The sequence below is a fragment of the Burkholderia sp. BCC1993 genome (genome assembly GCF_905339865.1).
GTDB lineage: Bacteria > Pseudomonadota > Gammaproteobacteria > Burkholderiales > Burkholderiaceae > Burkholderia.
The window spans coordinates 269,810-294,523 of sequence record NZ_CAJPGZ010000007.1; the positions used below are offsets into that span (position 1 = coordinate 269,810).

Sequence of the window (24,714 nt, forward strand, 5' to 3'; positions counted from 1 at the left end):
CGCGCGGCATGCTCAGCGCGGCGGCGTCGCGTCGATGTCGAACGTGAACGCGCGCTCGAAACTGCCCGGGCGAACGGTGCGGTGCGAGCCGTCGTCGTCGCAGCGTTCCTTGATGTCGACCGTCAAGCGCACGCCTTCCTTCATCGTCACGCGCAGCGCGGTCGTGCCGCGCGTGCCGTATTCGGGTGTCTCGATGAACGCGGCCGACAGCGCGCGCTCGCGCTCGATCGGAATGCCGGTGTGCGGCAGCGCGTCGTCGTCCGCGACATGCGGATCGCGCATCAGCTCGATCAGCTCGTCGAGCGACGGGGTCGGGTTGTCGGTCAGCAGCGTGCCGAGTTCCGCGCGCTTGCGCACGACTTTCGGCCAGGGCGTATCGAGTCGGGCATTCGACAGCGCATGCACGCCGGCGGCGATCGCGACCGGCGCGGCGACGCGGGTTTCGCCTTCGGCCGCGCGGTTGCAGAACCACGCGAGTTCGCGCCGCTTCCAGTCGCCGACCAGCAGGTTGAAGCCGTTGTACACGGCCGCGTGCTCGGCCAGCTCGCCGAGATAGTCGAGCGGCGCGACGGACGGGCCGCGGAGGAAATCGGACACGAGCTTGCCGCGGGTCGGCGCGCCCGCGCGAATGTCGAACGGCGCGCGGTAATTGGTCAGCGCCGCGAAGCGGCCGTCGCGCGATACGCCGAGCCACGTGCCGCCGGCTTCGAGATCGCGGCCGGCCAGCACGCCCGGCACATCCTCCCACCACGAAAGCGGCGCACTCGTACGGCGAAAGAATTCGTCGCGGTTGGCGGTCAGGGTAAAGACGGGACCGGCGGCGGCATCGGGCTGCCAGTCGAAGGCAATCAGACACATCGGGCGAATCTCTCGCAGGAAACATCGGGCGCCGGCTGCATTGTGCGAGCCGGCGTGCGACCGGGTTGTCAGTGCGTCACGCTTCCGTCGGCCACGCGTACGGCAGCGCGTCGAACGCGAGTGCCGGACCGTCGGCCGAACCGAGGTGCACCGTGCCGCTGTCGAGCGCGGCCAGCTTGATCTCGACCAGCGCGTCGACGCCGCCCGCGGGCGCGGGCGCCGCGTTGACGATCATCCCGCACGGCTGGCCCGGGTCGTCGCTGTGGAACAGCTCGACGCCGGCATGCACGGTGTCGGTCTCGCCGGCGACGTGCGCGAGCGCGGTACGGCGCTTGATCGTGCCGCGGTACTGGCTGCGCGCGACGATTTCCTGGCCCGGGTAGCACCCCTTCCTGAAGTTAACGGCGCCGATCACGTCGAAGTTGACCATTTGCGGCACGAACTGTTCGACGGCCGGCTGCGTGATGCGCGGCTCGCCCGCGCGCACGTCGAGCCAGTCCCATACGGCCGGCGACACGACCGGCAGCGTGCCGGCGAGCGCGGCGAGACGCGCATCGACTTCCGCTCGCGGCCCGATCCACAGGTAGCGCTTGCGGCCGGCCGCGTCCGGTACGCGGATCAGCGCCCCGGCCGGGCCGTCGACCTTCACGTGCACGCCGTCCGGCAGCGCGTCGAAGATGCCCGACAGCGCTTCGCGCACGTCGCCCGCGAAGCCGACCACCGCGAGCGTGTCGCTCGCGTCCGTCAGTTTCGCCTTCGCGCGCAGCACGAACATCGACAGCCGTTTCTGCACGGCGGCCTGGACGTCCTTCGAGACGAGCAGGCGCACGCCGTGACCGGCGCGCCAGGCGAGGAACGACGCGAGCAGGCGGCCCTTCGCCGAGCAATAACCGGACAGGCGCGCGCTCGCGGCATCGAGATGCTCGATGTCGTTGGTGAGCTGGCTGTGCAGGAACGTCGCGGCATCGTCGCCGGCCACGTCGATCACGCCGAACTGCGCAAGCGGCATGCAGGCGCCCGGCGCGTCGAAGTCGGCGGCGGACGGGCGGGGGAAAACGGGGAGCGAGACGGATGCGGGCTGGGCAGCCGGTGAAGCGAATGGTGTGCTCATGGAATGAGGGAACAGTCAACCCTGACTTTGACGGAGGCGAGCAAGTATTATATGGGTCTTACCTGAGTCTCGTTTCCATGTCCCTACTGAAGAAATGCGCCGCGACGGTCGTGGCGCTGGCCGTCGTTGTGGCCGCTGCCGGCGCGGGCGGCGGGTATTACTGGGCGACCCGGCCGCTGCTGCTGGGCGCCGCAACGCTCGACGTCACGATCAAGCCGCGCAGCAGCGTGAAGAGCGTCGCGCTGCAGCTCAAGCACGGCGGCGTGCCGGTCGCGCCGTTCGGCTTCGTCGCGATGACGCGCCTGCTCGGGCTGTCGAGCCGGCTGAAGTCCGGCAACTACGAATTCAAGACCGGCATCACGCCGTACGACGTGCTGCAGAAGATCGCGCGCGGCGACGTGAACGAGTACGTCGCGACGGTGATCGAGGGCTGGACCTTCAAACGGATGCGCGCGGAACTCGACGGCAATCCCGATCTCGCGCACGCGACGGCCGGCATGAGCGACGCCGAGCTGCTGCGCGCGATCGGCGCACCCGACAACGCGATCCAGCGCGGCAGCGGCGAGGGGCTGTTCTTCCCCGACACCTACCTGTTCGACAAGGGCGCGAGCGACCTGAACATCTACCGGCGCGCCTACCACCTGATGCAGACGCGTCTCGACGAAGCCTGGGCCGCGCGCGCGCCGGGGCTGCCGTACAAGACGCCTTACGAAGCGCTGACGATCGCGTCGATCGTCGAAAAGGAAACGGGCCATGCGGCCGATCGCGCGTTCGTCGCGGCGGTGTTCGCGAACCGGCTGCGTATCGGGATGCCGCTGCAGACCGATCCGTCGGTGATCTACGGCCTCGGCGACACGTACGACGGCCGCCTGCGCAAGCGCGACCTGCAGGCCGACACTCCTTACAATACCTATACGCGCCGCGGCCTGCCGCCGACACCGATCGCGCTGCCGGGCGTCGCCTCGCTGCAGGCGGCGATCAATCCGGCGCCGACGAGCGCGCTCTATTTCGTCGCGAAGGGCGATGGCACGAGCGTGTTCTCGGACACGCTCGGCGATCACAACAAGGCCGTGGACAAGTACATACGAGGTCAATAATGCCGAGCGGTAAATTCATCACGTTCGAAGGCATCGACGGGGCGGGGAAGACCACCCACCTGCAATGGTTCTGCGAACGCCTCCAGGCGAGGCTGGCCGCGAGCGGCCGACAGGTCGTCGTCACCCGCGAGCCGGGCGGCACGCAGCTCGGCGAGAAGCTGCGCGAGATCCTGCTGAACCAGCCGATGGATCTCGAGACGGAAGCGCTGCTGATGTTCGCCGCGCGTCGCGAGCATCTCGCGCTCGTGATCGAGCCGGCGCTCGCGCGCGGCGACTGGGTCGTGTCCGACCGCTTCACCGACGCGACCTTCGCCTACCAGGGCGGCGGCCGCGGGCTGCCGCGCGACAAGCTCGAGACGCTCGAGCGCTGGGTGCAGGGCGGTTTCCAGCCCGACCTGACGGTGCTGTTCGACGTCGCGCCGCAGGTGGCGAGCGAGCGCCGCGGCGCCGCGCGCATGCCCGACAAGTTCGAGAGCGAATCGGACGCGTTTTTCTCGCGTACCCGCGCCGAATACCTGCGGCGCGCGGAAGAGGCGCCGCACCGCTTCGCGATCGTCGACGCGACGCAGACGATTCCCGAGATCCGCCAGCAGCTCGAACGCGTGCTCGCCGCGCTGTAACACGAAGGAACGCACCCCATGATCTATCCGTGGCAGACCGACGACTGGAACCGCCTGCAGCAACTGCGCGCGCAGTGGCCGCATGCGCTGCTGCTGCACGGCCAGGCCGGGATCGGCAAGCTGCAGTTCGCGCAGCATCTCGCGCAGGGCTTCCTGTGCGAGGCGCCGCAGCCGAACGGCGAGCCGTGCGGCACCTGCGCGGCCTGCACGTGGTTCGCGCAGGGCAACCATCCGGACTACCGGATCGTGCTGCCCGAGGCGCTCGCGGGCGAAGCGCCGGGCGCCGCCGACGACGCGAAGCCGGCCGACGCGGACGAAGGCGGCAAGAAGACGCGCGCGCCGAGCAAGGAAATCAAGATCGAGCAGGTGCGTGCGCTGCTCGACTTCTGCGGGGTCGGTTCGCACCGCGGCGGCGCGCGCGTCGTCGTGCTGTACCCGGCCGAGGCGCTGAACGTCGCCGCGTCGAACGCGCTGCTGAAGACGCTGGAGGAGCCGCCGTCCGGCGTCGTGTTCCTGCTGGTGTCGGCGCGCATCGACCGGCTGCTGCCGACCATCATCAGCCGTTGCCGGCAGTGGCCGATGACCGTGCCGGCGCCCGACGCGGCCGCGGCGTGGCTGGCGGCGCAGGGCGTCGACGATGCGCGCGCGCTGCTCGCCGAAGCCGGCGGCGCGCCGCTCGCCGCGCTGGCGCTCGCGAGCGACGAGAACCGCCCGCTGCGCGATTTCACGCTCGGCCAGCTCGCCGCCGGCGCCGCGTGCGATCCGTTCGCGTGCGGCGAGACGCTGCAGAAGCTGCCGGTGCCGCTGGTGCTCGGCTGGCTGCAGCGCTGGCTGTACGATCTGCTCGCACAGCGGATGGCGGGCGCGCCGCGCTACTTCCCGATGCAGGCGGCCGCGCTCGCGCGTTGCGCGGAAGCCGTCGACGCGAATGCGTTCGCGCGCTTCATGAAGGCCGTGACGCGCCAGCGGACGGTCGAGAACCATCCGCTCAACGCCCGCCTCGTCTTCGAGGAACTGTTTCTCGGTTATCGGGAAATGTTCGCGTGAGCGCGTATTGTTTCCTTGAAGAGGGGAAACGACTGCCGGCGAGCGCATGAGCGCCCGTCTTACGTATTCAGGAAACACGATGTTCGTCGATTCTCACTGCCACATCAATTTCAAGGGTCTCGCCGACCGCCTGCCGGCCGTGCTGGAGAACATGCGCGAGCACGACGTCACGCATGCGCTGTGCGTGTCGGTCGACTTCGAGACGCTGCCCGACGTGCTCGCGATCGCGCAGGCGCACGACAACGTGTACGCGTCGGTCGGCGTGCATCCGGATCACGAGGACGCACGGGAGCCGACGCTCGCGGAACTGATCGAGCTGGCCGCGCACCCGAAGGTCGTCGCGATCGGCGAGACGGGCCTCGACTATTACCGTCTCGAAGGCCGCTCGATCGCTGACATGGAATGGCAGCGCGAACGCTTTCGCACGCATATCCGCGCGGCGACCGCGACGATGAAGCCGCTGATCATCCATACGCGCTCGTCGTCGGAAGACACGCTGCGGATCATGGCCGAGGAACGCGCGGACGTGCCGGGCGGCGTGATGCACTGCTTCACCGAGCCGTGGCCGGTCGCCGAGCAGGCGCTCGCGCAGAATTTCCATATCTCGCTGTCGGGGATCGTCACGTTCAAGAACGCGACCGACGTGCAGGACGTCGCGCGGCGGGTGCCGCTCGAGCGGCTGCTGATCGAGACCGACTCGCCGTACCTCGCGCCGGTGCCGTATCGCGGCAAGCCGAATGAACCTGCGTACGTCAGCCATGTCGGACGCTTTATCGCATCCGAGCGCGGCATCCCCGTCGAGGCGCTGGCCGATGCGACGACCCAGAACTTTTTCCGGCTGTTCAAGATCGCCCGCTAACGACGCGCGGCCAGCCGACAACCCAGGGAAGGAGCCCACAACAATGACGAAGCCGACCACATACCTGCCCAAGCGCGCCCTCGTCGCCGCCGCGCTCGTCGCGAGCGGCCTGTTTGCCGCCGCCGGCGCGCATGCCGAGTCGCTCGACGCGGTCGTCAAGGCGGTCAAGTTCGACGACATCGCCGACATCGGCAAGCAGCTCAAGAGCGGCAAGCTCGATCCGAACACGCTCGCGCCGAACGGCGACCCGCTGATCGTGATCGCCGCGCGCGAGAAGTCCGACAAGGTCGCCGCGGCGCTCGCCACGACGCCGAACGTCGACCTCGAGAAGGAAGACAAGGCCGGCGAGAACGCGCTGATGCTCGCGTCGCTGAACGGCGACGTCGGGCTCGTCAAGCTGCTGATCGACAAGGGCGCGGAAGTCAGCAAGAAGGGCTGGGCGCCGCTGCACTACGCGGCCACCAACGGCCAGGACGAAGTCGTCAAGGTCCTGCTCGACCACGACGCGTATATCGACACCGCGTCGCCGAACGGCACGACGCCGCTGATGATGGCCGCGCGCGGCAACCACGCGACGACGGTCAACCTGCTGCTCGACCAGGGCGCCGATCCGCAGGTGAAGAACCAGCTCGGCATCACCGCGCTCGAGTTCGCGCAGCACTACAAGGCGCCGGATGCGATCGACATCCTGAGCAAGCGGACGGTGCGCGTCGGTGCATCGGCGCCGGCAGATGCGCAAAAGAGTGCAAAATGACGGTTTCGGCGCGGCGGCGCAGCGCCCGGCCGGCCGGAACCCGGCCGGCAGCGGGCGTCCGGCCGCCGCGCCGGCCAGCGCAGCAAGCGGCCCGAGGCCGCATTGACATAAGGAACACCATGTTGCGGGCTATGTTTTGTGCCGCGGCGTTTGCCGTGCCGTTGTCGGCGGCGGCTTTCACGGGCGCGGATCTCGACCGGCTGTGCGCGAAGACGGACGTCAAGTCGCGGGCGTCGTGCGCGGCCTACATCGAAGGCGCCGCCGATGGCGTCTACAACACGATCGACGCGATCGGCGGCACCACCGGGCCGCGCGTCGGGCAGTATTTCTGCCTGCCGCCCGACATCCGGGCGCAGCAGATGACCGACGCGGTGCGCAAGTACATCGCGGAGAACCCGAAGCTGGCCGACTACAACGCGAGCACCGCGGTGTCGCTCGGTCTCGGCAAGGCATTTCCCTGCAGGGGCGGCAGCTGATCTGACACCGGGTCCGGGCGCGCGCGCTGCCCGGACGTCGCCGACGCATCCAGGACGAGGCCGCCGCGCCTCATAACCGAAGCATCCCGGGCGCCGATGATTTCAATCGAGGAGTTGCAGCGCATCGCCGATGCGCCGTTGCATTCGTGGTCCGGCACGCTGATCGTATCGGTCATGGTCGTGCTGGTCGTCGCGATCGTGCACCGTCTCGGCGCACGCATCGTCAAGCGCATCGCGCAGCCGTATCCGCTGATGAGCGTGATCCTGCGCTACATCGACAAACCTTCGCTCGTCACGCTCGCGCTGCTTGCGCTCGAATTCCTGTGGATCCAGACGGACGAAGGCATGTCGTTCGTGGGCGGGATGCGCGCCGCGGCCGCGGTCGGCTCCATCGTATCGCTGACCTGGCTGCTGGTGCGGCTCGCGGCCGGCGTCGGCGACGCGATCATCCGGGCCCATCCGATGGATGCGGCCGACAACCTCCACGCGCGGCGCGTCCACACGCAGGCCAAGGTGCTCGTGCGGACCGTCATGGTGCTGATCGTGGTCATCGGCACGGGCGCCGCGCTGATGACGTTCCCGAACGTGCGCCAGGTCGGCGCGAGCCTGCTGGCGTCGGCCGGTGTCGCCGGCCTCGTCGCCGGTATCGCCGCGCGGCCGGTGCTCGGCAACCTGATCGCCGGGCTGCAGATCGCGCTCACGCAGCCGATCCGGCTCGACGACGTCGTCGTGATCCAGGGCGAGTGGGGCCGCATCGAGGAAATCACCGGTTCGTTCGTGTCGGTGCGGCTGTGGGATCAGCGCAGGCTGGTCGTCCCGTTGCAGTGGATCATCGAAAACCCGTTCACGAACTGGACGCGCCACAGCTCGGAGATCATCGGCACGGTCTACCTGTCGGTCGACTACCGTACGCCGCTCGCGCCGCTGCGCGAGGAGCTCGCGCGGCTCGTCCATGCGGCGCCCGAGTGGGACGGCCGCGTGCAGGTGCTGCAGGTGACCGATGCCACCGAGCGCACGATGCAGTTGCGCGCGCTCGTCAGTGCGGCCGACTCGTCGGCGTGCTGGGATCTGCGTTGCCGCGTGCGCGAGGGCTTGATCGCGTACCTGCAGGCGCGTTTTCCGCAATGCCTGCCGCGCAGCCGGATGGAGCTGTATCCGCATGATGCGGCGCTGGGCGAGCCGAGCCCCGAACGGCCGCACGCGCGGCCGCCCGCCGCCAGCACGGCGGCCAACACCGCGGCCGATCCGAAGGCCGCCGAAGGCCGCTGAACGCGCGCCCGGTCCCGCTGCCACTTCCTGCTCATGACCGCGCTGAACACGCTCGCCATCGCCAACTACCGCTCGCTTCGCGAGCTGATTGTGCCGCTCGCGGCGCTGACCGTCGTCACCGGGCCGAACGGCAGTGGCAAGTCGAGCGTGTACCGCGCGCTGCGGCTGCTTGCCGACACCGCGCAGGGCCGCGTGATTCCGTCGCTCGCGCGCGAAGGCGGGCTGCCGTCGACGCTGTGGGCCGGCCCCGAGCGCTTTTCGCGCGCGATGCTGAGCGGCGACACGCCGGTGACCGGCACGGTGCGCAACGGACCCGTGAGCCTCAAGCTCGGTTTCGCCGGCGACGATTTCGGTTACGCGATCGATCTCGGCCTGCCGGTGAAGAACGATGCGTCGATGTTTCGTCTCGATCCCGTCGTGAAGCGCGAATGCATCTGGGGCGGCGCGCTGCTGCGGCCGTCGACGCTGCTGGTCGACCGCCAGGGCGTGCAGATTCGCGCGCGCAGCGGGTCGGGCGACTGGCACACGGTGCCGCAGCCGGTCGCGAGCTTCGACAGCATGATGACCGAGTTCGCCGATCCGGTCGGCGCGCCGGAGATGATCGCGGTGCGTGAGCGGATCCGGTCGTGGCGCTTCTACGATCATTTCCGGACCGATGCGCAGGCGCCGGCCCGGCAGTCGCAGATCGGCACCCACACGCCGGTGCTGGCGGACGACGGCGCCGACCTGGCCGCCGCGCTGCAGACGATCCGCGAAATCGGGGATGCCGCTGCGCTCGATGCGGCGATCGACGACGCGTTCCCCGGCGCATCGATCGACATCGACAATCCGGGCGGGCGCGGCCGCTTCGACGTACTGATGCGCCAGCCGGGGCTGCTGCGGCCGCTGTCGGCGGCCGAACTGTCGGACGGCACGCTGCGCTACCTGCTGCTCGCGGCCGCGCTGCTGACGCCGCGGCCGCCCGCGCTGATGGTGCTGAACGAACCGGAGACGAGCCTGCACCCCGATCTGCTGCCGGCGCTCGGCCGCCTGATCGCGCAGGCCGCGCAGCGTTCGCAGGTGCTGGTCGTGTCGCACGCGGCGCGGCTCATCGCGACGCTCGAACGCGAGGCCGGCTGCGAGTCGCTGGTGCTCGACAAGCAGCTCGGCGCGACCGTGCTCGTCGATGCGGACACGCGCGACCTGCCGCCGTGGAAGTGGCCGTCGCGCTGACGGGCAAAGCGGTGCGCGCGCGGCCGCGTCGGCGGCATGCCGCCGGCTGCTCGCCGGCAGCCCGCCGTCGGGCCCGCGGCGCCGGTCCGGCCGCGCCGATACAGGACAGGCGGCCCCGGGCGCGAATGTATCCTGTCTGTAACAACACCCATAAAATGAAAGCCCGGTGCTTCCGGGCATCGGGATCGCGAATAATAATGAGATATCCGGCCGGCGCGATGCCGGCCGTGCGCTGCACGGAGGGGATTGTGCGCCAGCCCCAATGCCGGCCGACCGAGGACACAGGAGACGTGGACCATGAGAATTGCCCAGATCGCCCCGCTGACCGAATCCGTGCCGCCGAAGCTGTACGGCGGCACGGAGCGCGTCGTGTCCTACATCACCGAGGCGCTCGTCGACCTCGGCCATGACGTGACGCTGTTCGCCAGCGGCGATTCGACGACCCGGGCCAGGCTCGAACCGGTATGGCCGCGCGCGCTGCGGCTCGACACGTCGATCCGCGACCGCGTCGCACCGCACATGCTGCTGATGGAGACGGTCGCGCGCCGCGCGAAGGACTTCGACGTGCTCCATTTCCACATGGACTACTACTCGTTTTCGGTGTTCAACCGGCAGGACACGCCGTTCGTGACGACGCTGCACGGCCGGCTCGACCTGCCCGAGCAGCAGCCGGTGTTCGACACGTTCAACACCGCGCCGGTGATCTCGATCTCGAATTCGCAGCGCCAGCCGCTGCCGCAGGCGAAATGGCTGACGACCGTGTACCACGGGCTGCCCGACACGCTGTATCTGCCGCAACCCGTCGAGCCGCGCTATCTCGCGTTCCTCGGCCGCATCTCGCCGGAGAAGCGGGTCGACACCGCGATCCGCATTGCGCGCCAGTGCGGGCTGCCGATCAGGATCGCCGCGAAGATCGACGCGGCGGACCAGGAGTACTTCGAACGGGAGATCAAGCCGCTGTTCGCGCTGCCGCACGTCGAATACATCGGCGAGATCGCCGACCACGAGAAGGCCGAATTCCTGTCGGGCGCGCATGCGCTGCTGTTTCCGATCGACTGGCCGGAGCCGTTCGGGCTGGTGATGATCGAGGCGATGTCGTGCGGCACGCCGGTGATCGCATTCAATCGCGGCGCGGTGCCGGAGGTGCTGGACGAGGGTGTGTCGGGCTTCATCGTCGAGGACGAGATCAGCGCGGTGGCCGCCGTGAACCGGCTGCACCTGCTGCCGCGCGCACGCGTGCGGCGGCGCTTCGAGGAGCGCTTCACGTCGCGGCGGATGGCGCAGCAGTACGTCGACGTGTACCAGTCGCTGATTCGTGCGCAAAAGCGCTCGCGCTTCAAGGTGATCGATTCGACGACCTGACGCGCGGCGGGTGCGGATAAAAGAACGGCGATGTCCGCAAGGACATCGCCGTTTGCACATCGCCCGCGCGCGGAGCGCACGGACGAGGACGCCGCAGCGTCAGATCTTCAGCTTCGTGACCTTCGTGCCGTTGATCGACACGTCGCCCATCAGGCCGGCGTTGGTCAGCACGATGACCTGGACCGGCGCGGTGGCCGTGTTGGAATCGATCGCGCCGTTCGCGCCCATCTTCACGAGCGCGACCGATGCGCCGGCGCCGGCTGCCCAGCCGTCCGAGCCGCGGAATTCGTCGAGCGCTTCCTGCGTCATGAACAGGAACACGATCGCCTTCGACTGCGCACCGGCCTGCAGGCCGACCGACAGCGACGACGTGTTGTAGTAGCCGACCGTGCTGCCGCCGACGCGCAGCGTGCCGTTGCCCGACTGGCCGCCGACGATGAAGCCGGCCTGCAGCACGTCCGGGAACACGAGCACGCCGCGCGACTTCGCGACGAGTTCACGCGAACCCTTGACCGTGGAATACATGCGCGACAGCGTGGCGTCGACGCTCGAATCGATCGCCTGACGCTTCGACGCGTTGGTCGCGGCATTGTCGGGCTTGTCGGGGGTAGTGGTGCAACCGGTGAGCGCAAGGCTGCCGACGACGAGCGCAGCGGCGGCTTTCAGCACAAGGTTCCGTTTTTGCATCGTTCTTCTCCATCGGATGACGTTCGGAGTGAGTCTCGCTCACGGAGCGGATCACGTCGGCAGTTATATCACAGTGGATTACAACCCCATTTCGTTCACGCATGAAAAGGCGCCGAATCGTTTTGCGGTGTCGCGGCGCGCCAACGGACGGACCGGCGCGCGGACGGCGCTACATCGCTACGTCGCGCGACGGCCGGGGCAGGCAGGAAAGGCGGGCAGGTGCTGCGCGTCAGTGCGTGACGGGCGGTGCCGGCGGGGTCGGCGGCTTGATCGGCGGGCGCCGCAACGCGCGGCGGATCAGCGCGATCACGACCCCGCACGCGAACAGGAATGCGGCCGGCACGACCCAGTAGCCGACAAACGCGTGCCACAGATAACCGGCGAGCGTGTTGCGGCGCACGACGTATTCATCGCGGGCCGCCTGCTGGCGTGCCGCGTTGGCGGCCAGCACGTCGGCCGGGCAGCCGGCCGCGCGCGCCGCGTCAGGATCGCCGTGGCACTTCGCGGCGGCGCCGGCCGCCTGCTGCGCATCGGTGAGCTGCCAGGTGGTCAGCGCGAGTTGCAGGTCGGCCTTGTTGTACGCCATTTCCTCGCGGATCTCGCGCACGGCGACGATCGCGACGGGCACGGCCCAGAACACGATCACGATCAGCCAGCGGCGGAACCAGCGGTGTTGTCTCCATGCCATCCATGCCTCCGTTTGACGCGGTGTGCGCGTCCGTCTCGAGGGCGGCCCGATGGCGCTTCTTGTACTTGGATGGGCCGCGTTGCAGCCATCATAGAAGAAATCGCGGCGAATTGCCGCACCATGTGGCGGCATTTGTACGGCGTGCAGCGGAAGCGGGGCGGGAAGGCGGCGGAGCCGGTCGCGACGGCGGCGGCGACAGTGCCGCCGGCCGGTGCGGCGACGCATCCGACATCATCGCGCGCGTCGATGCGCGTGCAACGAAAACAAAAATGCCGCGCCCGCCGAAGCGGTGCGCGGCATTCGCGCGGGAGCGCCGGAACTCAGGCGGCCGGCTGGCTGCTCAGGCAGCTCTTCATGAACGCCTTGCGGTCGTCGCCCTTCTTGTCGGCGGCCTGGGTGTTGCACGCCTTCATCTTTTCCTGCTGCGACATCTTCTTCGCGGGCTTGGCCGACAGGCAGTCCTTCATGAACGTCTTGCGTTCATCGCCCGTCTTGCCGGCGGCCTGCGTGTTACAGGCCTTCATCTTGTCCTGCTGGCTGTTCGCCGCGAAAGCGGGGGAAGCCAGCATGCCGCCGAGAAGTACTGCGGCTACGAGCGATTGGATTTTCATTTCGACACTCCCATGGGGTGAATTGCGTTTTATATCGACGCCGTCACGAAGCCCGGCGCAACGGGAACAGGGCCACATCACGCCGCGCGCTCCGATTATGGCAAATCAATGTGAAAACACCAAAACGGCATTCCTATAACGCGGCGGGCGGCGTGGCCGTTGACGGCGTGCGTCCCGCGGCGATCGGGACTAACCATGATGCGCGGCGTCCGGCGCCGGCCGTATCTACCGGATGCCGGCCGCGAGCCATTACAATCGCGGCCATGAATACTCCGAACCCCGCATCCGCTTCGTCCGCGCCGGCCCTGCCGCGCATCGCCGTACTCGCCACCGGCGGCACGATCGCCGGCGCAGCGCCGGACGCCGCCAGCACGGCCGGCTATCAGGCCGGCGCGCTCGGCGTCAATTTCCTGCTCGACGCGGTTCCGGCGCTCGCGTCGGTCGCGCGCATCGATGCCGAGCAGGTCGCCAGCATCGACAGCAAGGACCTCGCGCTGCCGCTGTGGAATGCGCTCGCCGCGCGCATCGACGCGCTGATGGCCGATCCGGCGATCGACGGCATCGTGATCACCCACGGCACCGACACGCTCGAGGAAACCGCATACGCGCTGCATCTGGTCGTGACCGGCGACAAGCCGGTCGTGCTGACGGCTGCGATGCGGCCGGCCACCGCGCTGTCGTCCGACGGCCCGCTGAACCTGCTGAACGCGGTGACCGTCGCCGCTCACCCGGCCGCGCGCGGGCAGGGCGTGCTCGTCGCGTTCAACAACCGGATCCACGGCGCGCGCGACGTCGTGAAGACGAGCACCTACGCGGTCGACGCATTCCAGTCGCCGGAACTGGGCGCGCTCGGCTGGGTGCAGGACGGCCGCGTCGAATTCGCGCGCCGCGTGACGCGCTCGCGCGATGCGCGACTGGCGATCGCCGCGGCGTGGCCGCCGGTCGAAGTCGTCGCGAGCTATGCGGGCGTGACGCGCACGGCCGTCGACGCGCTCGTCGCGGCCGGCGTGCGCGGCCTCGTCGTCGCGGGCACCGGCAACGGGTCGATCCACGCGACGCTGCAGGCGGCACTCGCCGATGCGGTGAAGGCGGGCGTCGCCGTGGTGCGCGCGTCGCGCGTCGGCTCGGGGCACGTGATGCGCAACGGCGCTGCGAACGACGACGCGCTCGGTTTCGTGAGCGCCGGGTCGCTGAGCCCGTTCAAGGCACGCGTGCTGCTGATGCTCGCGCTCGCGAACGGGATTCACGGGCGCGACGCGCTGCAACGCGCATTCGACACGCTGTGACCGCTGGCCGCCGATCGGGCGGCGTGCGGCGTGCATGAAAAAACAGCGCCTCGTGAACGGTTTGCGCAGCAGATTCGACTGCTCGCCCGCTGCGAGCCTGCAACCCTGATGCCAAAAAGACGAAACCCCACGCTCCGAAAAGCGTGGGGTTCGTCAGCAGTCCGAGCAGGCCGTTGGCCTGCTTTTTTGCGTCAGTGCCGCGCGAATGCTCAGGACTGCGGCGGAATCACGAGCTTCTGGCCCGGATAGATCCGGTCCGGGCTCGACAGCATCGGCTTGTTCGCCTCGAAGATCGCCGGGTACTTGTTCGCGTCGCCGTACACTTCCTTGGCGATCGCCGACAGCGTGTCGCCCGGCTTCACGTCGTGGTACTGAACTTCCTGATCGTCCGGCTGCAGGTCGTCGTCGTTGACGCCCGCGACGCCTTGCACGTTGCCGGCCGCGACCTTGACCTTCGCCTTCGTGTCGAGATCGGCGACGCTGCCCGACAGCGTGACGGTGCGCGATGCGCCGTCGAACGCGACGCTCAGGTTCGACGTGTCGAGACCTTGCGTGCCGATGTAGTTCTTGATCGCATCGGCCGCGGTCTGGTTCGCGGCATTCGGATCTTCCGCTGCTTGCGCGTCAGCGTGACCCAACAGTTTTTCACCCGCCTCTTTGATAAACGAAAGAAGACCCATCGCTGCACTCCCTAGGTGGTTGAAAAGAAAACGCGCCGTGAAGTGGCGAAAAAAACACCGCGCTGGGCGCGCTCACCGAAGTGAACGCAAGCGCGGCGGTTTTCTCGAAAGGCGTGGCGAAAGTGTAGGCGTTCAGCGCGACGATTGCATGAAAAATCGCACGCTTGAACGTAAAGAAATGTAATACGCGAAATCCGACAGGCGGACACCCGACGACGACGTCTGACCGACCAAGGCTTCCCCGGCGCCGCCGGGTGCCGCTGCGGACCCCACCACGCCGCTCTCAGCCCAGAGCGGCGTTTTTCGCCCCGTCGCGCACGCGTTTCGGCGATACGCGGCGGGGCGCCCCACCGTGATGCGCCCCGCCGCGCATCGATGCGACCGGCCACGGCCGCGTCGCATGTGTTCGTCGCGCGTTCGCCGTTGCAGCGAAACGCGCGTCGTTGCGTCCGCGTTACGCGGCCGGCGTCTGGCCGATCTCGAAGTTCGACATGATCTCGAGCGCACGCACGAGTGCCGAGTGATCCCATGCCTTGCCGCCGTGCGATGCGCACACGCTGAACAGCTGCTGCGCGCTCGCCGTGTGCGGCAGTGCGAGGCCGAGCTTGCGTGCGCCGTCGAGCGCGAGGTTCAGGTCCTTCTGGTGCAGCTCGATGCGGAAGCCCGGATCGAACGTGCGCTTGGTCATGCGCGCGCCGTGCACTTCGAGGATGCGCGAGGCGGCGAAGCCGCCCATCAGCGCCTGGCGCACGCGCTCCGGATCGGCGCCCGAGCGTGCGGCGAACAGCAGCGCTTCGCCGACCGCCTCGATGTTCAGCGCGACGATGATCTGGTTCGCGACCTTGCAGGTCTGGCCCGCGCCGTTCTCGCCGACGAGCGTGATGTTCTTGCCCATCTTCTCGAACAGCGGCTTCGCGCGCTCGAAGGCCTTCTCCGGGCCGCCGACCATGATCGTCAGCGTCGCTTCGCGCGCACCGACTTCGCCGCCGGACACCGGCGCGTCGAGGTAGTCGCAGCCGAGCGCGTTGATCTGCTTCGCGAACTCCTGCGTGTCGAGCGGCGAGATCGAGCTCATGTCGATCACGAGCTTGCCGGCGCTCAGGCCCTTCGCGACGCCGTCGTCGGCGAACAGCACGTTACGCACGTCGGGCGTGTCCGGCACCATCGCGATGATGATGTCGGCGTTCTGCGCGACTTCGGTCGAGTTCGCGACGACCTTCGCGCTGGCGCGCAGGTCGTCGGGGATCGGGAACGCACCGTTCACGACGAGCTGATGATCGCCCTTGAGCAGGTTGCGCGCCATGTGCGCGCCCATGATGCCGAGGCCGATGAAACCGATGGTTGCCATGTGAAAGTCTCCTATAGGGGCGAAAGGGAAGAGCGGATCTCAGGCGGCGCGACGCGCCGAGCCCGGTGCGCAGCCGGCAACGCTTTGCAGCCAGCCGAGCCCTTCCGTCGTGGCGGTGCGGGGCTTGTATTCGCAGCCGACGTAGCCGGCATAGCCGAGCCGGTCGAGCAGCGCGAACAGGAACGCGTAGTTGATCTCGCCCGTCCCCGGCTCGTTGCGGCCCGGGTTGTCCGCGAGTTGCACGTGGCCGATCGATGCGAGGTTGCGTTCGATCGTCGCGGCCAGTTCGCCTTCCATGCGCTGCATGTGATAGATGTCGTACTGCAGGAACAGGTTGTCCGAGCCGACCGCGCGGATCACGTCGAGCCCTTCGGACGAGCGGTTCAGCGCGAAGCCCGGGATGTCGAAGCTGTTGCACGGCTCGACCAGCAGGCGGATGCCTTCGCGCTTCAGTGCGTCGGCGGCGAATCGCAGGTTGTCGACGATCGTGACGAAGGTCTTGTCGCGCGCGGTGCTCGCCGACGGGATGCCGACGAGGCAGTTCAGCTGCGGCACCTTCAGCGCCTTCGCGTACTCGATCGCACGGCCGACACCTTCCTGGAACTCGCCGACCCGATCGGGCAGGCACGCGATGCCGCGCTCGCCCTGGTCCCAGTTGCCGGCCGGCAGGTTGTGCAGCACGAGTCGCAGGCGGTACGTCTCGAGCCGCTCGGCGAGTTCCTCTTTCGCGTACGGGTACGGGAACAGGAACTCGACGGCGTCGAAGCCCGCGTCCGCGGCCGCCTTGAAGCGGTCGAGGAACGGCACTTCGTTGAACAGCATGGTCAGGTTTGCAGCAAACTTCGGCATGAGCTAAGCCTCTTCGGTCGGTCAGTCAAAAAATGGCGTGCGGATCAGTCGAGCATCGAGATCGCGGTCGGCGCGTGCTCGGCCTTCTCGGCGAGTTCCTCGAACTCGTTGATCGCGTCGATTTCGGTGCCCATCGAGATGTTCGTCACGCGCTCGAGGATCACTTCGACGACCACCGGCACGCTGAATTCTTCGGCGAGCGTTTGCGCCTGACGCAGCGCCGGCTCGATCTCTTCCGGCTTGAACACGCGCAGCGCCTTGCAGCCGAGGCCTTCGGCCACCGCCACGTGATCGACGCCATAGCCGTTCAGCTCCGGTGCGTTGACGTTGTCGAACGCGAGCTGCACGCAGTAGTCCATGTCGAACGCGCGCTGCGCCTGGCGGATCAGGCCGAGGTACGAGTTGTTCACGACGACGTGCACGTACGGCAGCTTGAATTGCGCGCCGGCGGCCAGTTCCTCGATCATGAACTGGAAGTCGTAGTCGCCGGACAACGCGACGATCGGACGGCGCGGGTCGGCCGCACGCACGCCGAGCGCGGCGGGGATCGTCCAGCCGAGCGGGCCGGCCTGGCCGCAGTTGATCCAGTTGCGTGCCTTGAACACGTGCAGGAACTGCGCGGCGGCGATCTGCGACAGGCCGATCGTGCTGACGTAACACGTATCGCGGCCGAACACCTTGTTCATCTCTTCGTACACGCGCTGCGGCTTGACCGGCACGTTGTCGAAGTGGGTCTTGCGCTGCAGCGTGCGCTTGCGTTCCTGGCACTCGGACACCCACGCGCTGCGGTCCTTCAGCTTGCCGGCGGCCTTCCATTCCTGCGCGACGGCGACGAACAGCTCGAGTGCGGCCTTCGCGTCGGACACGATGCCGAGATCCGGGCCGAACACGCGGCCGATCTGGGTCGGTTCGATGTCGACGTGCACGAACTTGCGGCCCTTCGTGTAGACCTCGACGCTACCGGTGTGGCGGTTCGCCCAGCGGTTGCCGATGCCGAGCACGAAGTCGGACGCGAGCATCGTCGCGTTGCCGTAGCGGTGCGACGTCTGCAGGCCGACCATGCCGGCCATCAGCGGGTGGTCATCCGGAATCGCGCCCCACGACATCAGCGTCGGGATCACCGGCACGCCGATCGTTTCGGCGAACTGCACGAGCAGGTCTTCGGCCGCCGCGTTGAGCACGCCGCCGCCCGACACGATCAGCGGCTTGTCCGCGTCGTTGAGCATCGCGAGCGCCTTCTCGATCTGCGCGCGGGTCGCCGCGGGCTTGTAGACCGGCAGCGGTTCGTACGTGTCGATGTCGAATTCGATTTCGGCGAGCTGCACGTCGATCGGCAGGTCGACCAGCACCGGGCCCGGACGGCCCGAGCGCATCAGGTGGAACGCCTGCTGGAACACGCGCGGCACGAGCGCCGGCTCGCGCACGGTGACAGCCCACTTCGTGACCGGCTTCGCGATCGACTCGATGTCGACGGCCTGGAAGTCTTCCTTGTACAGGCGCGCACGCGGCGCCTGGCCCGTGATCGCGAGGATCGGAATCGAGTCGGCCGATGCCGAGTAGAGGCCGGTGATCATGTCGGTGCCGGCGGGGCCCGACGTGCCGATGCACACGCCGATGTTGCCCGGTGCGGCACGCGTGAAGCCTTCGGCCATGTGCGACGCGCCTTCGACGTGGCGCGCCAGCACGTGGCTGATGCCGCCCGACTTGCGCATCGCGGAATAGAACGGGTTGATTGCTGCGCCCGGCACGCCGAACGCGGTCTGGATGCCTTCCTTCTCGAGCACGAGTACGGCTGCGTCGACGGCTCTCATCTTGGCCATGAATGTCTCCTTGGATAGTTGGATCTTGCGAATCGGTCTGTTGGGAACACTTTAGGGACGCAAGAAAGGTTTGATAAGATCAGCCGAAGTCGCTTATTTCGAAACTAAAAGTATGGAATGACGGCCGGACGGGGCTTCCCGCCGGTGTCGGAGCCGGGACGGAGACGGGAAATGGATCGTTTCAAGCAGATCGAGACGTTCGTGCGGGTCGCGGACGCGGGCAGCCTCGCGGCGGCCGCGCTCGAGGAGGGCGTGTCGCCGGTGGTGCTCGGGCGGCGCATCGACGCGCTCGAGAAGCGCCTCGGCGTGAAGCTGATGTACCGCTCGACGCGCCGGCTGGTGGTCAGCGAGGCGGGCGCCGCGTTCCTCGAGCGCTGCCGCGGGCTGCTGTCCGAATGGGACCAGGCCGAGAACGAGCTGGCCGCCGGCCGGCGCGCGGTCAGCGGGCACCTGATCGTGTCCGCGCCGGCCGCGTTCGGCCGCAAGCACGTCGCGCCGCACGCGCCCGGTTTCCTCGTCGACAAGCCGGAAATGCAGCTGTCGTTCAACCTGACCGACCGCGTCGTCGATCTCGTGCGCGAAGGCTACGACCTGTCGATCCGGATCGGCGGCTCGGTCGATCCGAACTTCGTCGCGGTGAAGCTCGCGTCGAACCGGCGCGTCGTGTGCGGCACGCCCGCGTATTTCCGCAAGCACGGCCGGCCGAAGTCGCTCGACGACCTGCTGAAGCACAACTGTCTCGCGTTCAACCTGCAGGGCGGCCAGAACCGCGGCTGGTATTTCCAGCGCCACGGCAAGATCGTGACGATGCGGGTGGCCGGCAATCTCGACTGCAACGACGGCGAGCTGCTGCATCGCTGGGTCGCGGAAAGCCTGGGGCTCGGCTGGCGCTCGACCTGGGAAATCGCCGCGCAGCTCGAAACGGGCGAACTCGAGACGGTGCTCGACGAATACGCGCTGCCGGACTACGACATCCTCGCGGTCTATCCGCAGCAGCGCTACGTGCCCGCGCGCGTGCGCTACTTCATCGACTACCTGCGCGAAGCGTATGCGCGTCCCGGCTACTGGAACAGCACGCCGTAACGGGCGCGGCGGTTTCCGGCATTTTTTTGCGCATCACCGGCTTCGTGCGGGAATAAACTCGACGCAGCGGCGGTAAGGTCATCGAGAGCGCCCGCCGCCGGTCTGTCCGGGCACCGGACGCGCAACGGGCGCGGCTTCGGCCGCCGGGACCAGGGAGGTCATGTGGGGCAAGCCGGACAGGCGGTCGACGAACGGGCGGAGGACGACGCGGTCGCGCGCGGCGAACGGTTTCGCGTGCTCGTGCTGCCGCATCTCGACGCCGCGTACAACCTCGCGCGCTGGCTGAGCGGCAATGCGGGCGACGCGGACGATGTCGTCCAGGACGCGTGCATGCGCGCGCTGCGCTTCGTCGACTCGTGCCGCGGCGACAACGCGCGGCCATGGCTGCTGACGATCGTGCGCCACACCTGGTACACCGAGTGGCGCCGCCGCACCCACGCGCACGAGGTCGCGCTGCCCGACACGCTCGACGACACGGAGGTGCCGGACGACTGGCAGCCGGCGACCGAGGATCCGCTCACGCACCTGTTGCGCGGCGAGAACGTTCGGCTGGTGAACGCGGCGCTCGCGAAGCTGCCGCCTGAATACCGCGAGGTGCTGGTGCTGCGCGAGATGGAGGATCTGAGCTATCGCGAGATCGCGGCGATCGCCGACGTACCGGTCGGCACCGTGATGTCGCGACTCGCGCGCGGCCGGCGTCGGCTCGCCGCGCTGCTGGCCGGCACGCAGGCGCCGGCACCCGAACCCGCGCCGGGACGTGCGTCGGCAAGCGGAACCGCATCGGAGGCGATCGATGGACTGTAACGAAGCGCGCGCATTGCTGGACGCGGACGTCGACCGCGAGCTGTCGGCGCCCGATGCGTTGCGCGTCCAGCGGCATGTCGAAGGCTGCGACGCGTGCCGCCGCGAACGCGAGCGGATCGTCGCGCTCGGGCGCGCCGTGCGGCAGGCCGATTATCACCGCGCGCCGGAGGCGCTGCGCGCGAGCATCCTCGCGGCGCTGCCGGCGGCGGCCGGCGCGAACGCCCGCGGCCAGGCCCGCGCGGAACCGGCGCCGGACGACGCGGCGGCGCGGCCGCGGGCCCAGCCTCGGCCGACCGGTCGCCGCTGGTTCGCGTGGCTGGCCGGGCGCGACGGAGCAGGTCGCCCGGCGTCGGCGGGGCCGGGGCCGCGTGTTGCTGCGCTGCCCGGACTCGGCTGGGGCGTGGCGCTGATGGTCGCGCTCGCGGCGGCGGCCGGGATGGCGCTGTCCGCCCGGCACGCCGCAACCGGCCAGACGGTCGACGAACTGGTGGCAAGCCATGTGCGGGCCGGCCTGTCGGCGCGCGACATCGACGTGATCTCGACCGACCGGCATACCGTCAAGCCGTGGTTCAACGGCCGGCTCGACTATGCGCCGCCGGTCGAGGATCTGTCGGCCAGCGGCTTCCCGCTCGCCGGCGGCCGCCTCGACTACGTCGGGCGCCGGCGAGTCGCGGTGCTCGTCTACCGCTACCGGCAGCACGTGATCGACGTGTACGTGCGGCCGGCCGGAGAAGGGCGGGACGCCGCGCCGTACGCGACCGTATCGCAGGGCTACGCGCTCGATCGCTGGGATGCGGCCGGCATGACGTGGTGGGCCGTGACCGACGCAGAGCCGTCGGCGCTGGCCGCGTTCAGGACGGCGCTCGACGCGCGGCTGGGCGGGGCGCGCGTCGAGTGACGGCGGGCCGCGTCGCCGGCCCGCAAGCGCGCGCCCGACACTCCGCCCCCATTTCTGAACGGTCGCGCCGCCAGCTGTTTCAGCCGCCAGCGCCATTCAAGTCGTTGAAAACATGGCCGAATCCGGTCGGAAATCGTCGATCGGTGTTGCATGCGCCCCGTATCCGGGTTAGAATCTTCGGCTTCTCACTTGCTACACCGGTTCAGACGCCCGGGTGGCTTTAATCCACAAGGAGTGTGTAATGCGTCATTACGAAATCGTATTCATCGTGCACCCCGATCAGAGCGAGCAAGTGCCCGCAATGATCGAGCGTTACAAGACCACGATCACGACGCACGGCGGCCAGATCCACCGTGTCGAAGACTGGGGCCGTCGCCAGCTGGCCTACATGATCGAGAAACTCGCGAAGGCTCACTACGTCTGCATGAACATCGAGTGCGACCAGACGACGCTCGACGAACTCGAACACGCGTTCAAGTTCAACGACGCCGTGCTGCGCCACCTCATCGTCAAGATGAAGAAGGCCGAGACCGGCCCGTCGCCGATGATGAAGGAAGTTCAGCGCGAAGAAGCCAAGAAGGCGGCTGCAGCTCAGCCGACCGAAGCGCAGGCTTAAGTTCGTCACTCATTAAGCCATCAAGGAGCGCGTCACTCACGTGAACAGGTTGCAATTGACGGCGAGCGTCGTCGAACGCGCACCGGTGCGATATACGCCGGCGGGTGTTCCGATCGCAAGCGCCACGTTGCATCACCGCACGGAAGTCGTCGAAGCAGGCATTCCCCGTCAGGTCGAAATGACGATCGAGGCGGTGGCGGCCGGTGAGGCGAGCGGCAAGCTGGAGCGTCGTGAAATGGGCGTCGAAACGCTGTTCACGGGCTTCCTGGCAAAGAAGAGCCGCAACGCGAGAACCTTGGTGTTTCACATCACTGCATTGCAGGACATAGGAAAGGACTGAAATCATGGCCCGCCCGACTGGTAAGAAATTCGACAAGCGTCGTCAGCAACAAAACCCGCTCTTCAAGCGCAAGAAGTTCTGCCGTTTCACGGCTGCCGGCGTCGAGCAGATCGACTACAAGGACACGGAAACGCTGAAGGACTTCATCGGCGAAAACGGCAAGATCACGCCGGCTCGTCTGACGGGTACGAAGGCGCACTATCAGCGTCAGCTCGACACGGCAATCAAGCGTGCGCGTTTCCTCGCGCTGCTGCCGTACACCGATCAGCACAAGGCGTAACTCGGCGACGCCATAAGGAGAATTCGAATGCAAATCATTCTGTTGGAAAAAGTCGCCAATCTGGGCAACCTCGGCGATATCGTCAAGGTCAAGGACGGTTACGCTCGCAACTTCCTGATCCCGAACCGCAAGGCTCGCCGTGCAACGAAGGAAGCGATCGCCGAATTCGAAGTTCGCCGCGCTGAACTCGAAAAGATCGCCGCTGAAAAGCTGGCAGCATCGCAGGCAGTCGGCGAGAAGCTGAACGGCCAGTCGTTCGAAATCACGCAGAAGTCGGGCGTCGACGGCCGTCTGTTCGGCTCGGTCACGAACGGCGACGTCGCGGAACTGCTGAAGAAGGCAGGTTTCGAAGTCGAGAAGCTGCAAGTTCGCATGCCGGAAGGCCCGCTGAAGATGATCGGCGAGCACGTCGTTCAGGTCGCGCTGCACACGGACGTCGTCGTCGACGTCACGATCAACGTGATCGGCGACCACGCGTAAGCGTACGCAAGCTTTCCGGGCGGCTTCCGCCGTCCGGACAAGGGCAGGCGCCCGGGCAACCGGGGCCTGCCTTTTTTATTGCCCGATCGCCGGAGCGGTAGCGCTGCTGCGATCTATTCGCGATAATCCCAACCCATGAACGCGCCGCAAGATCCTCAAATCGAATCGCTGAAAGTCCCGCCGCATTCGGTCGAAGCCGAGCAGTCGGTGCTCGGCGGCCTGTTGCTCGACAACGCGGCATGGGACCGGATTGCCGACTTCCTGTCGCAGGGCGACTTCTATCGCTACGATCACCGGATCATCTACGAGCACATCGGCCGGCTGATCGCGTCGACGCGCCCGGCCGACGTCGTGACCGTGTACGAAGCGCTGACCACGTCCGGCAAGGCCGACGACGTGGGCGGCCTCGCCTACCTGAACGCACTCGCGCAGAACACGCCGAGCGCCGCGAACATCCGCCGCTACGCGGAAATCGTGCGCGACCGTGCGGTGCTGCGCCGGCTCGTGTCGGTCGCCGACGAAATCTCGGCCGACGCGTTCAATCCGCAGGGCAAGGAAGTTCGGCAGCTGCTCGACGAGGCCGAGTCGAAGGTGTTCTCGATCGCCGAAGAGGGCGCGCGCGGCAACCAGGGCTTCCTCGAGATCGGGCCGCTGCTCACGCAGGTCGTCGAGCGCATCGACACGCTGTATCACACCGCGAACCCGAGTGACGTCACGGGCACGCCGACGGGCTTCGTCGACCTCGACCGGATGACGTCCGGGATGCACGGCGGCGAACTGATCATCGTGGCCGGAAGACCGTCAATGGGAAAAACGGCCTTTTCCATGAACATCGGCGAATACGTCGCCGTCGAGTACGGGCTGCCGGTGGCGGTGTTCTCGATGGAAATGCCGGGCACCCAGCTCGTGATGCGTATGCTCGGCTCGATCGGCCGGCTCGACCAGCACCGGATGCGTACCGGCCGGCTGACGGACGAGGACTGGCCGAAGCTGACGCACGCGGTGCAGAAGATGAGCGAGGCGCAGCTCTTCATCGACGAGACGGGCGGCCTGAACCCGATGGAATTGCGCTCGCGCGCGCGGCGTCTCGCACGTCAGTGCGGCAAGCTCGGCCTGATCATCGTCGACTACCTGCAGCTGATGTCGGGTTCGTCGCAGGGCGAGAACCGTGCGACCGAAATCTCCGAAATCTCGCGATCGCTGAAGAGTCTGGCAAAGGAGCTGGACGTGCCGGTGATCGCGCTGTCGCAGCTGAACCGCGGGCTGGAGCAGCGTCCGAACAAGCGTCCGGTGATGTCGGATTTGCGTGAATCGGGTGCAATCGAACAGGACGCGGACGTGATCCTGTTCATCTACCGTGACGAGGTCTACAACCCGGACAGCCCGGACAAGGGCACGGCCGAAATCATCATCGGCAAGCAGCGTAACGGCCCGATCGGGCCCGTTCGGCTCACGTTCCTGGGTCAATACACGAAGTTCGACAACTTTGCAGGGGCGCAGAACTTCTACGGCGAGTAACACTTCTACGCCGGTTGTAAACCGTTATTTCACCAAGCGTTGTATCCAATCCCGGCGCGCG

The 24,714-nt window shown here is 67.7% G+C and carries 27 protein-coding genes; 18 read left to right on the forward strand and 9 right to left on the reverse strand.

Annotated elements, in window-relative coordinates; genetic code table 11:
- Positions 1–12: 12 nt before the first annotated feature.
- Entirely contained in the window at positions 13–858 is an 846-nt protein-coding gene (locus U4Y91_RS13935; protein WP_321805512.1) for an NRDE family protein, read from the reverse strand.
- A gap of 76 nt (positions 859–934) precedes the next feature.
- Positions 935–1,969, reverse strand: coding sequence for a folate-binding protein (locus tag U4Y91_RS13940; RefSeq protein WP_321805513.1), 1,035 nt, complete (start codon positions 1,967–1,969; stop codon positions 935–937).
- Positions 1,970–2,046: 77 nt separating this feature from the next.
- Between U4Y91_RS13940 and mltG the strand changes: the two genes are divergently transcribed.
- The 9 genes from mltG to U4Y91_RS13985 all read left to right on the forward strand — a co-directional run bounded on the left by mltG (position 2,047) and on the right by U4Y91_RS13985 (position 10,665).
- Entirely contained in the window at positions 2,047–3,066 is a 1,020-nt protein-coding gene (gene mltG, locus U4Y91_RS13945) for an endolytic transglycosylase MltG (RefSeq protein WP_321805514.1), read from the forward strand.
- Positions 3,066–3,686: a dTMP kinase gene (gene tmk / locus U4Y91_RS13950; protein ID WP_321805515.1), complete on the forward strand. Its 621-nt coding sequence runs from the start codon at positions 3,066–3,068 to the stop codon at positions 3,684–3,686. The genes mltG and tmk overlap by 1 nt, the downstream gene beginning before the upstream one ends.
- A gap of 18 nt (positions 3,687–3,704) precedes the next feature.
- Entirely contained in the window at positions 3,705–4,733 is a 1,029-nt protein-coding gene (locus U4Y91_RS13955) for a DNA polymerase III subunit delta' (protein WP_321805516.1), read from the forward strand.
- Positions 4,734–4,812: 79 nt separating this feature from the next.
- Positions 4,813–5,592: a TatD family hydrolase gene (locus U4Y91_RS13960; protein WP_124486262.1), complete on the forward strand. Its 780-nt coding sequence runs from the start codon at positions 4,813–4,815 to the stop codon at positions 5,590–5,592.
- Positions 5,593–5,635: 43 nt separating this feature from the next.
- Positions 5,636–6,346 carry an ankyrin repeat domain-containing protein gene (locus U4Y91_RS13965; RefSeq protein ID WP_321805517.1) on the forward strand — a complete coding sequence of 237 codons (711 nt, stop codon included), beginning with the start codon at positions 5,636–5,638 and terminating at the stop codon, positions 6,344–6,346.
- A gap of 119 nt (positions 6,347–6,465) precedes the next feature.
- Entirely contained in the window at positions 6,466–6,822 is a 357-nt protein-coding gene (locus U4Y91_RS13970; RefSeq protein WP_006755340.1) for a Rap1a/Tai family immunity protein, read from the forward strand.
- A gap of 96 nt (positions 6,823–6,918) precedes the next feature.
- Positions 6,919–8,091 carry a mechanosensitive ion channel family protein gene (locus U4Y91_RS13975; protein WP_321805518.1) on the forward strand — a complete coding sequence of 391 codons (1,173 nt, stop codon included), beginning with the start codon at positions 6,919–6,921 and terminating at the stop codon, positions 8,089–8,091.
- Positions 8,092–8,124: 33 nt separating this feature from the next.
- Entirely contained in the window at positions 8,125–9,303 is a 1,179-nt protein-coding gene (locus U4Y91_RS13980; protein WP_321805519.1) for an AAA family ATPase, read from the forward strand.
- A 297-nt stretch (positions 9,304–9,600) separates the two neighbouring features.
- Entirely contained in the window at positions 9,601–10,665 is a 1,065-nt protein-coding gene (locus tag U4Y91_RS13985; RefSeq protein ID WP_321805520.1) for a glycosyltransferase family 4 protein, read from the forward strand.
- A gap of 99 nt (positions 10,666–10,764) precedes the next feature.
- On the opposite strand, the gene U4Y91_RS13990 is transcribed toward U4Y91_RS13985, so the two are convergent.
- The 3 genes from U4Y91_RS13990 to U4Y91_RS14000 form a co-directional block, all read right to left on the reverse strand.
- A complete protein-coding gene (locus U4Y91_RS13990) occupies positions 10,765–11,352 on the reverse strand; it encodes a YSC84-related protein (protein ID WP_321805521.1) in 588 nt (195 codons plus the stop codon).
- A gap of 229 nt (positions 11,353–11,581) precedes the next feature.
- On the reverse strand, positions 11,582–12,040 hold the full coding sequence (locus U4Y91_RS13995; RefSeq protein WP_124833182.1) for a hypothetical protein: 459 nt from the start codon (positions 12,038–12,040) through the stop codon (positions 11,582–11,584).
- Between the two features lie 320 nt (positions 12,041–12,360).
- Positions 12,361–12,651: a PsiF family protein gene (locus tag U4Y91_RS14000; protein WP_321805522.1), complete on the reverse strand. Its 291-nt coding sequence runs from the start codon at positions 12,649–12,651 to the stop codon at positions 12,361–12,363.
- A 263-nt stretch (positions 12,652–12,914) separates the two neighbouring features.
- On the opposite strand from U4Y91_RS14000, the gene U4Y91_RS14005 reads away from it, so the two are divergent.
- Complete coding sequence (locus tag U4Y91_RS14005; protein ID WP_321805523.1) at positions 12,915–13,937, forward strand: asparaginase; 1,023 nt, start codon at positions 12,915–12,917, stop codon at positions 13,935–13,937.
- Between the two features lie 209 nt (positions 13,938–14,146).
- Here U4Y91_RS14005 and lysM read toward each other — a convergent pair whose 3' ends face one another.
- The 4 genes from lysM to gcl form a co-directional block, all read right to left on the reverse strand.
- Positions 14,147–14,617 carry a peptidoglycan-binding protein LysM gene (lysM, locus tag U4Y91_RS14010; protein ID WP_044843639.1) on the reverse strand — a complete coding sequence of 157 codons (471 nt, stop codon included), beginning with the start codon at positions 14,615–14,617 and terminating at the stop codon, positions 14,147–14,149.
- A gap of 454 nt (positions 14,618–15,071) precedes the next feature.
- On the reverse strand, positions 15,072–15,965 hold the full coding sequence (locus tag U4Y91_RS14015; RefSeq protein ID WP_044843638.1) for a 2-hydroxy-3-oxopropionate reductase: 894 nt from the start codon (positions 15,963–15,965) through the stop codon (positions 15,072–15,074).
- Positions 15,966–16,004: 39 nt separating this feature from the next.
- A complete protein-coding gene (gene hyi / locus U4Y91_RS14020; RefSeq protein WP_321805524.1) occupies positions 16,005–16,814 on the reverse strand; it encodes a hydroxypyruvate isomerase in 810 nt (269 codons plus the stop codon).
- Positions 16,815–16,858: 44 nt separating this feature from the next.
- Positions 16,859–18,634 (reverse strand): glyoxylate carboligase, encoded by a 1,776-nt coding sequence (gcl, locus tag U4Y91_RS14025; RefSeq protein ID WP_044843636.1) that lies wholly within the window; start codon positions 18,632–18,634, stop codon positions 16,859–16,861.
- Positions 18,635–18,805: 171 nt separating this feature from the next.
- Between gcl and U4Y91_RS14030 the strand changes: the two genes are divergently transcribed.
- The 8 genes from U4Y91_RS14030 to U4Y91_RS14065 all read left to right on the forward strand — a co-directional run bounded on the left by U4Y91_RS14030 (position 18,806) and on the right by U4Y91_RS14065 (position 24,653).
- On the forward strand, positions 18,806–19,717 hold the full coding sequence (locus U4Y91_RS14030; RefSeq protein ID WP_321805525.1) for a LysR substrate-binding domain-containing protein: 912 nt from the start codon (positions 18,806–18,808) through the stop codon (positions 19,715–19,717).
- A 162-nt stretch (positions 19,718–19,879) separates the two neighbouring features.
- The gene (locus U4Y91_RS14035; protein WP_321805526.1) at positions 19,880–20,521 is read left to right on the forward strand and encodes an RNA polymerase sigma factor; all 642 of its coding nucleotides are present in this window, start codon (positions 19,880–19,882) and stop codon (positions 20,519–20,521) included.
- Complete coding sequence (locus tag U4Y91_RS14040; RefSeq protein WP_321805527.1) at positions 20,511–21,419, forward strand: zf-HC2 domain-containing protein; 909 nt, start codon at positions 20,511–20,513, stop codon at positions 21,417–21,419. Before U4Y91_RS14035 ends, U4Y91_RS14040 begins: the two co-directional genes overlap by 11 nt.
- A 241-nt stretch (positions 21,420–21,660) precedes the next feature.
- Positions 21,661–22,035 (forward strand): 30S ribosomal protein S6, encoded by a 375-nt coding sequence (gene rpsF, locus U4Y91_RS14045; RefSeq protein ID WP_006755436.1) that lies wholly within the window; start codon positions 21,661–21,663, stop codon positions 22,033–22,035.
- Between the two features lie 40 nt (positions 22,036–22,075).
- Positions 22,076–22,375 carry a primosomal replication protein N gene (gene priB, locus U4Y91_RS14050; RefSeq protein WP_031399239.1) on the forward strand — a complete coding sequence of 100 codons (300 nt, stop codon included), beginning with the start codon at positions 22,076–22,078 and terminating at the stop codon, positions 22,373–22,375.
- A gap of 4 nt (positions 22,376–22,379) precedes the next feature.
- The gene (gene rpsR / locus U4Y91_RS14055; RefSeq protein ID WP_004193360.1) at positions 22,380–22,655 is read left to right on the forward strand and encodes a 30S ribosomal protein S18; all 276 of its coding nucleotides are present in this window, start codon (positions 22,380–22,382) and stop codon (positions 22,653–22,655) included.
- 27 nt (positions 22,656–22,682) lie between these two features.
- Entirely contained in the window at positions 22,683–23,135 is a 453-nt protein-coding gene (gene rplI, locus U4Y91_RS14060) for a 50S ribosomal protein L9 (protein WP_124661891.1), read from the forward strand.
- A 135-nt stretch (positions 23,136–23,270) separates the two neighbouring features.
- Positions 23,271–24,653 (forward strand): replicative DNA helicase, encoded by a 1,383-nt coding sequence (locus tag U4Y91_RS14065; RefSeq protein WP_044847233.1) that lies wholly within the window; start codon positions 23,271–23,273, stop codon positions 24,651–24,653.
- Positions 24,654–24,714 lie beyond the last annotated feature (61 nt).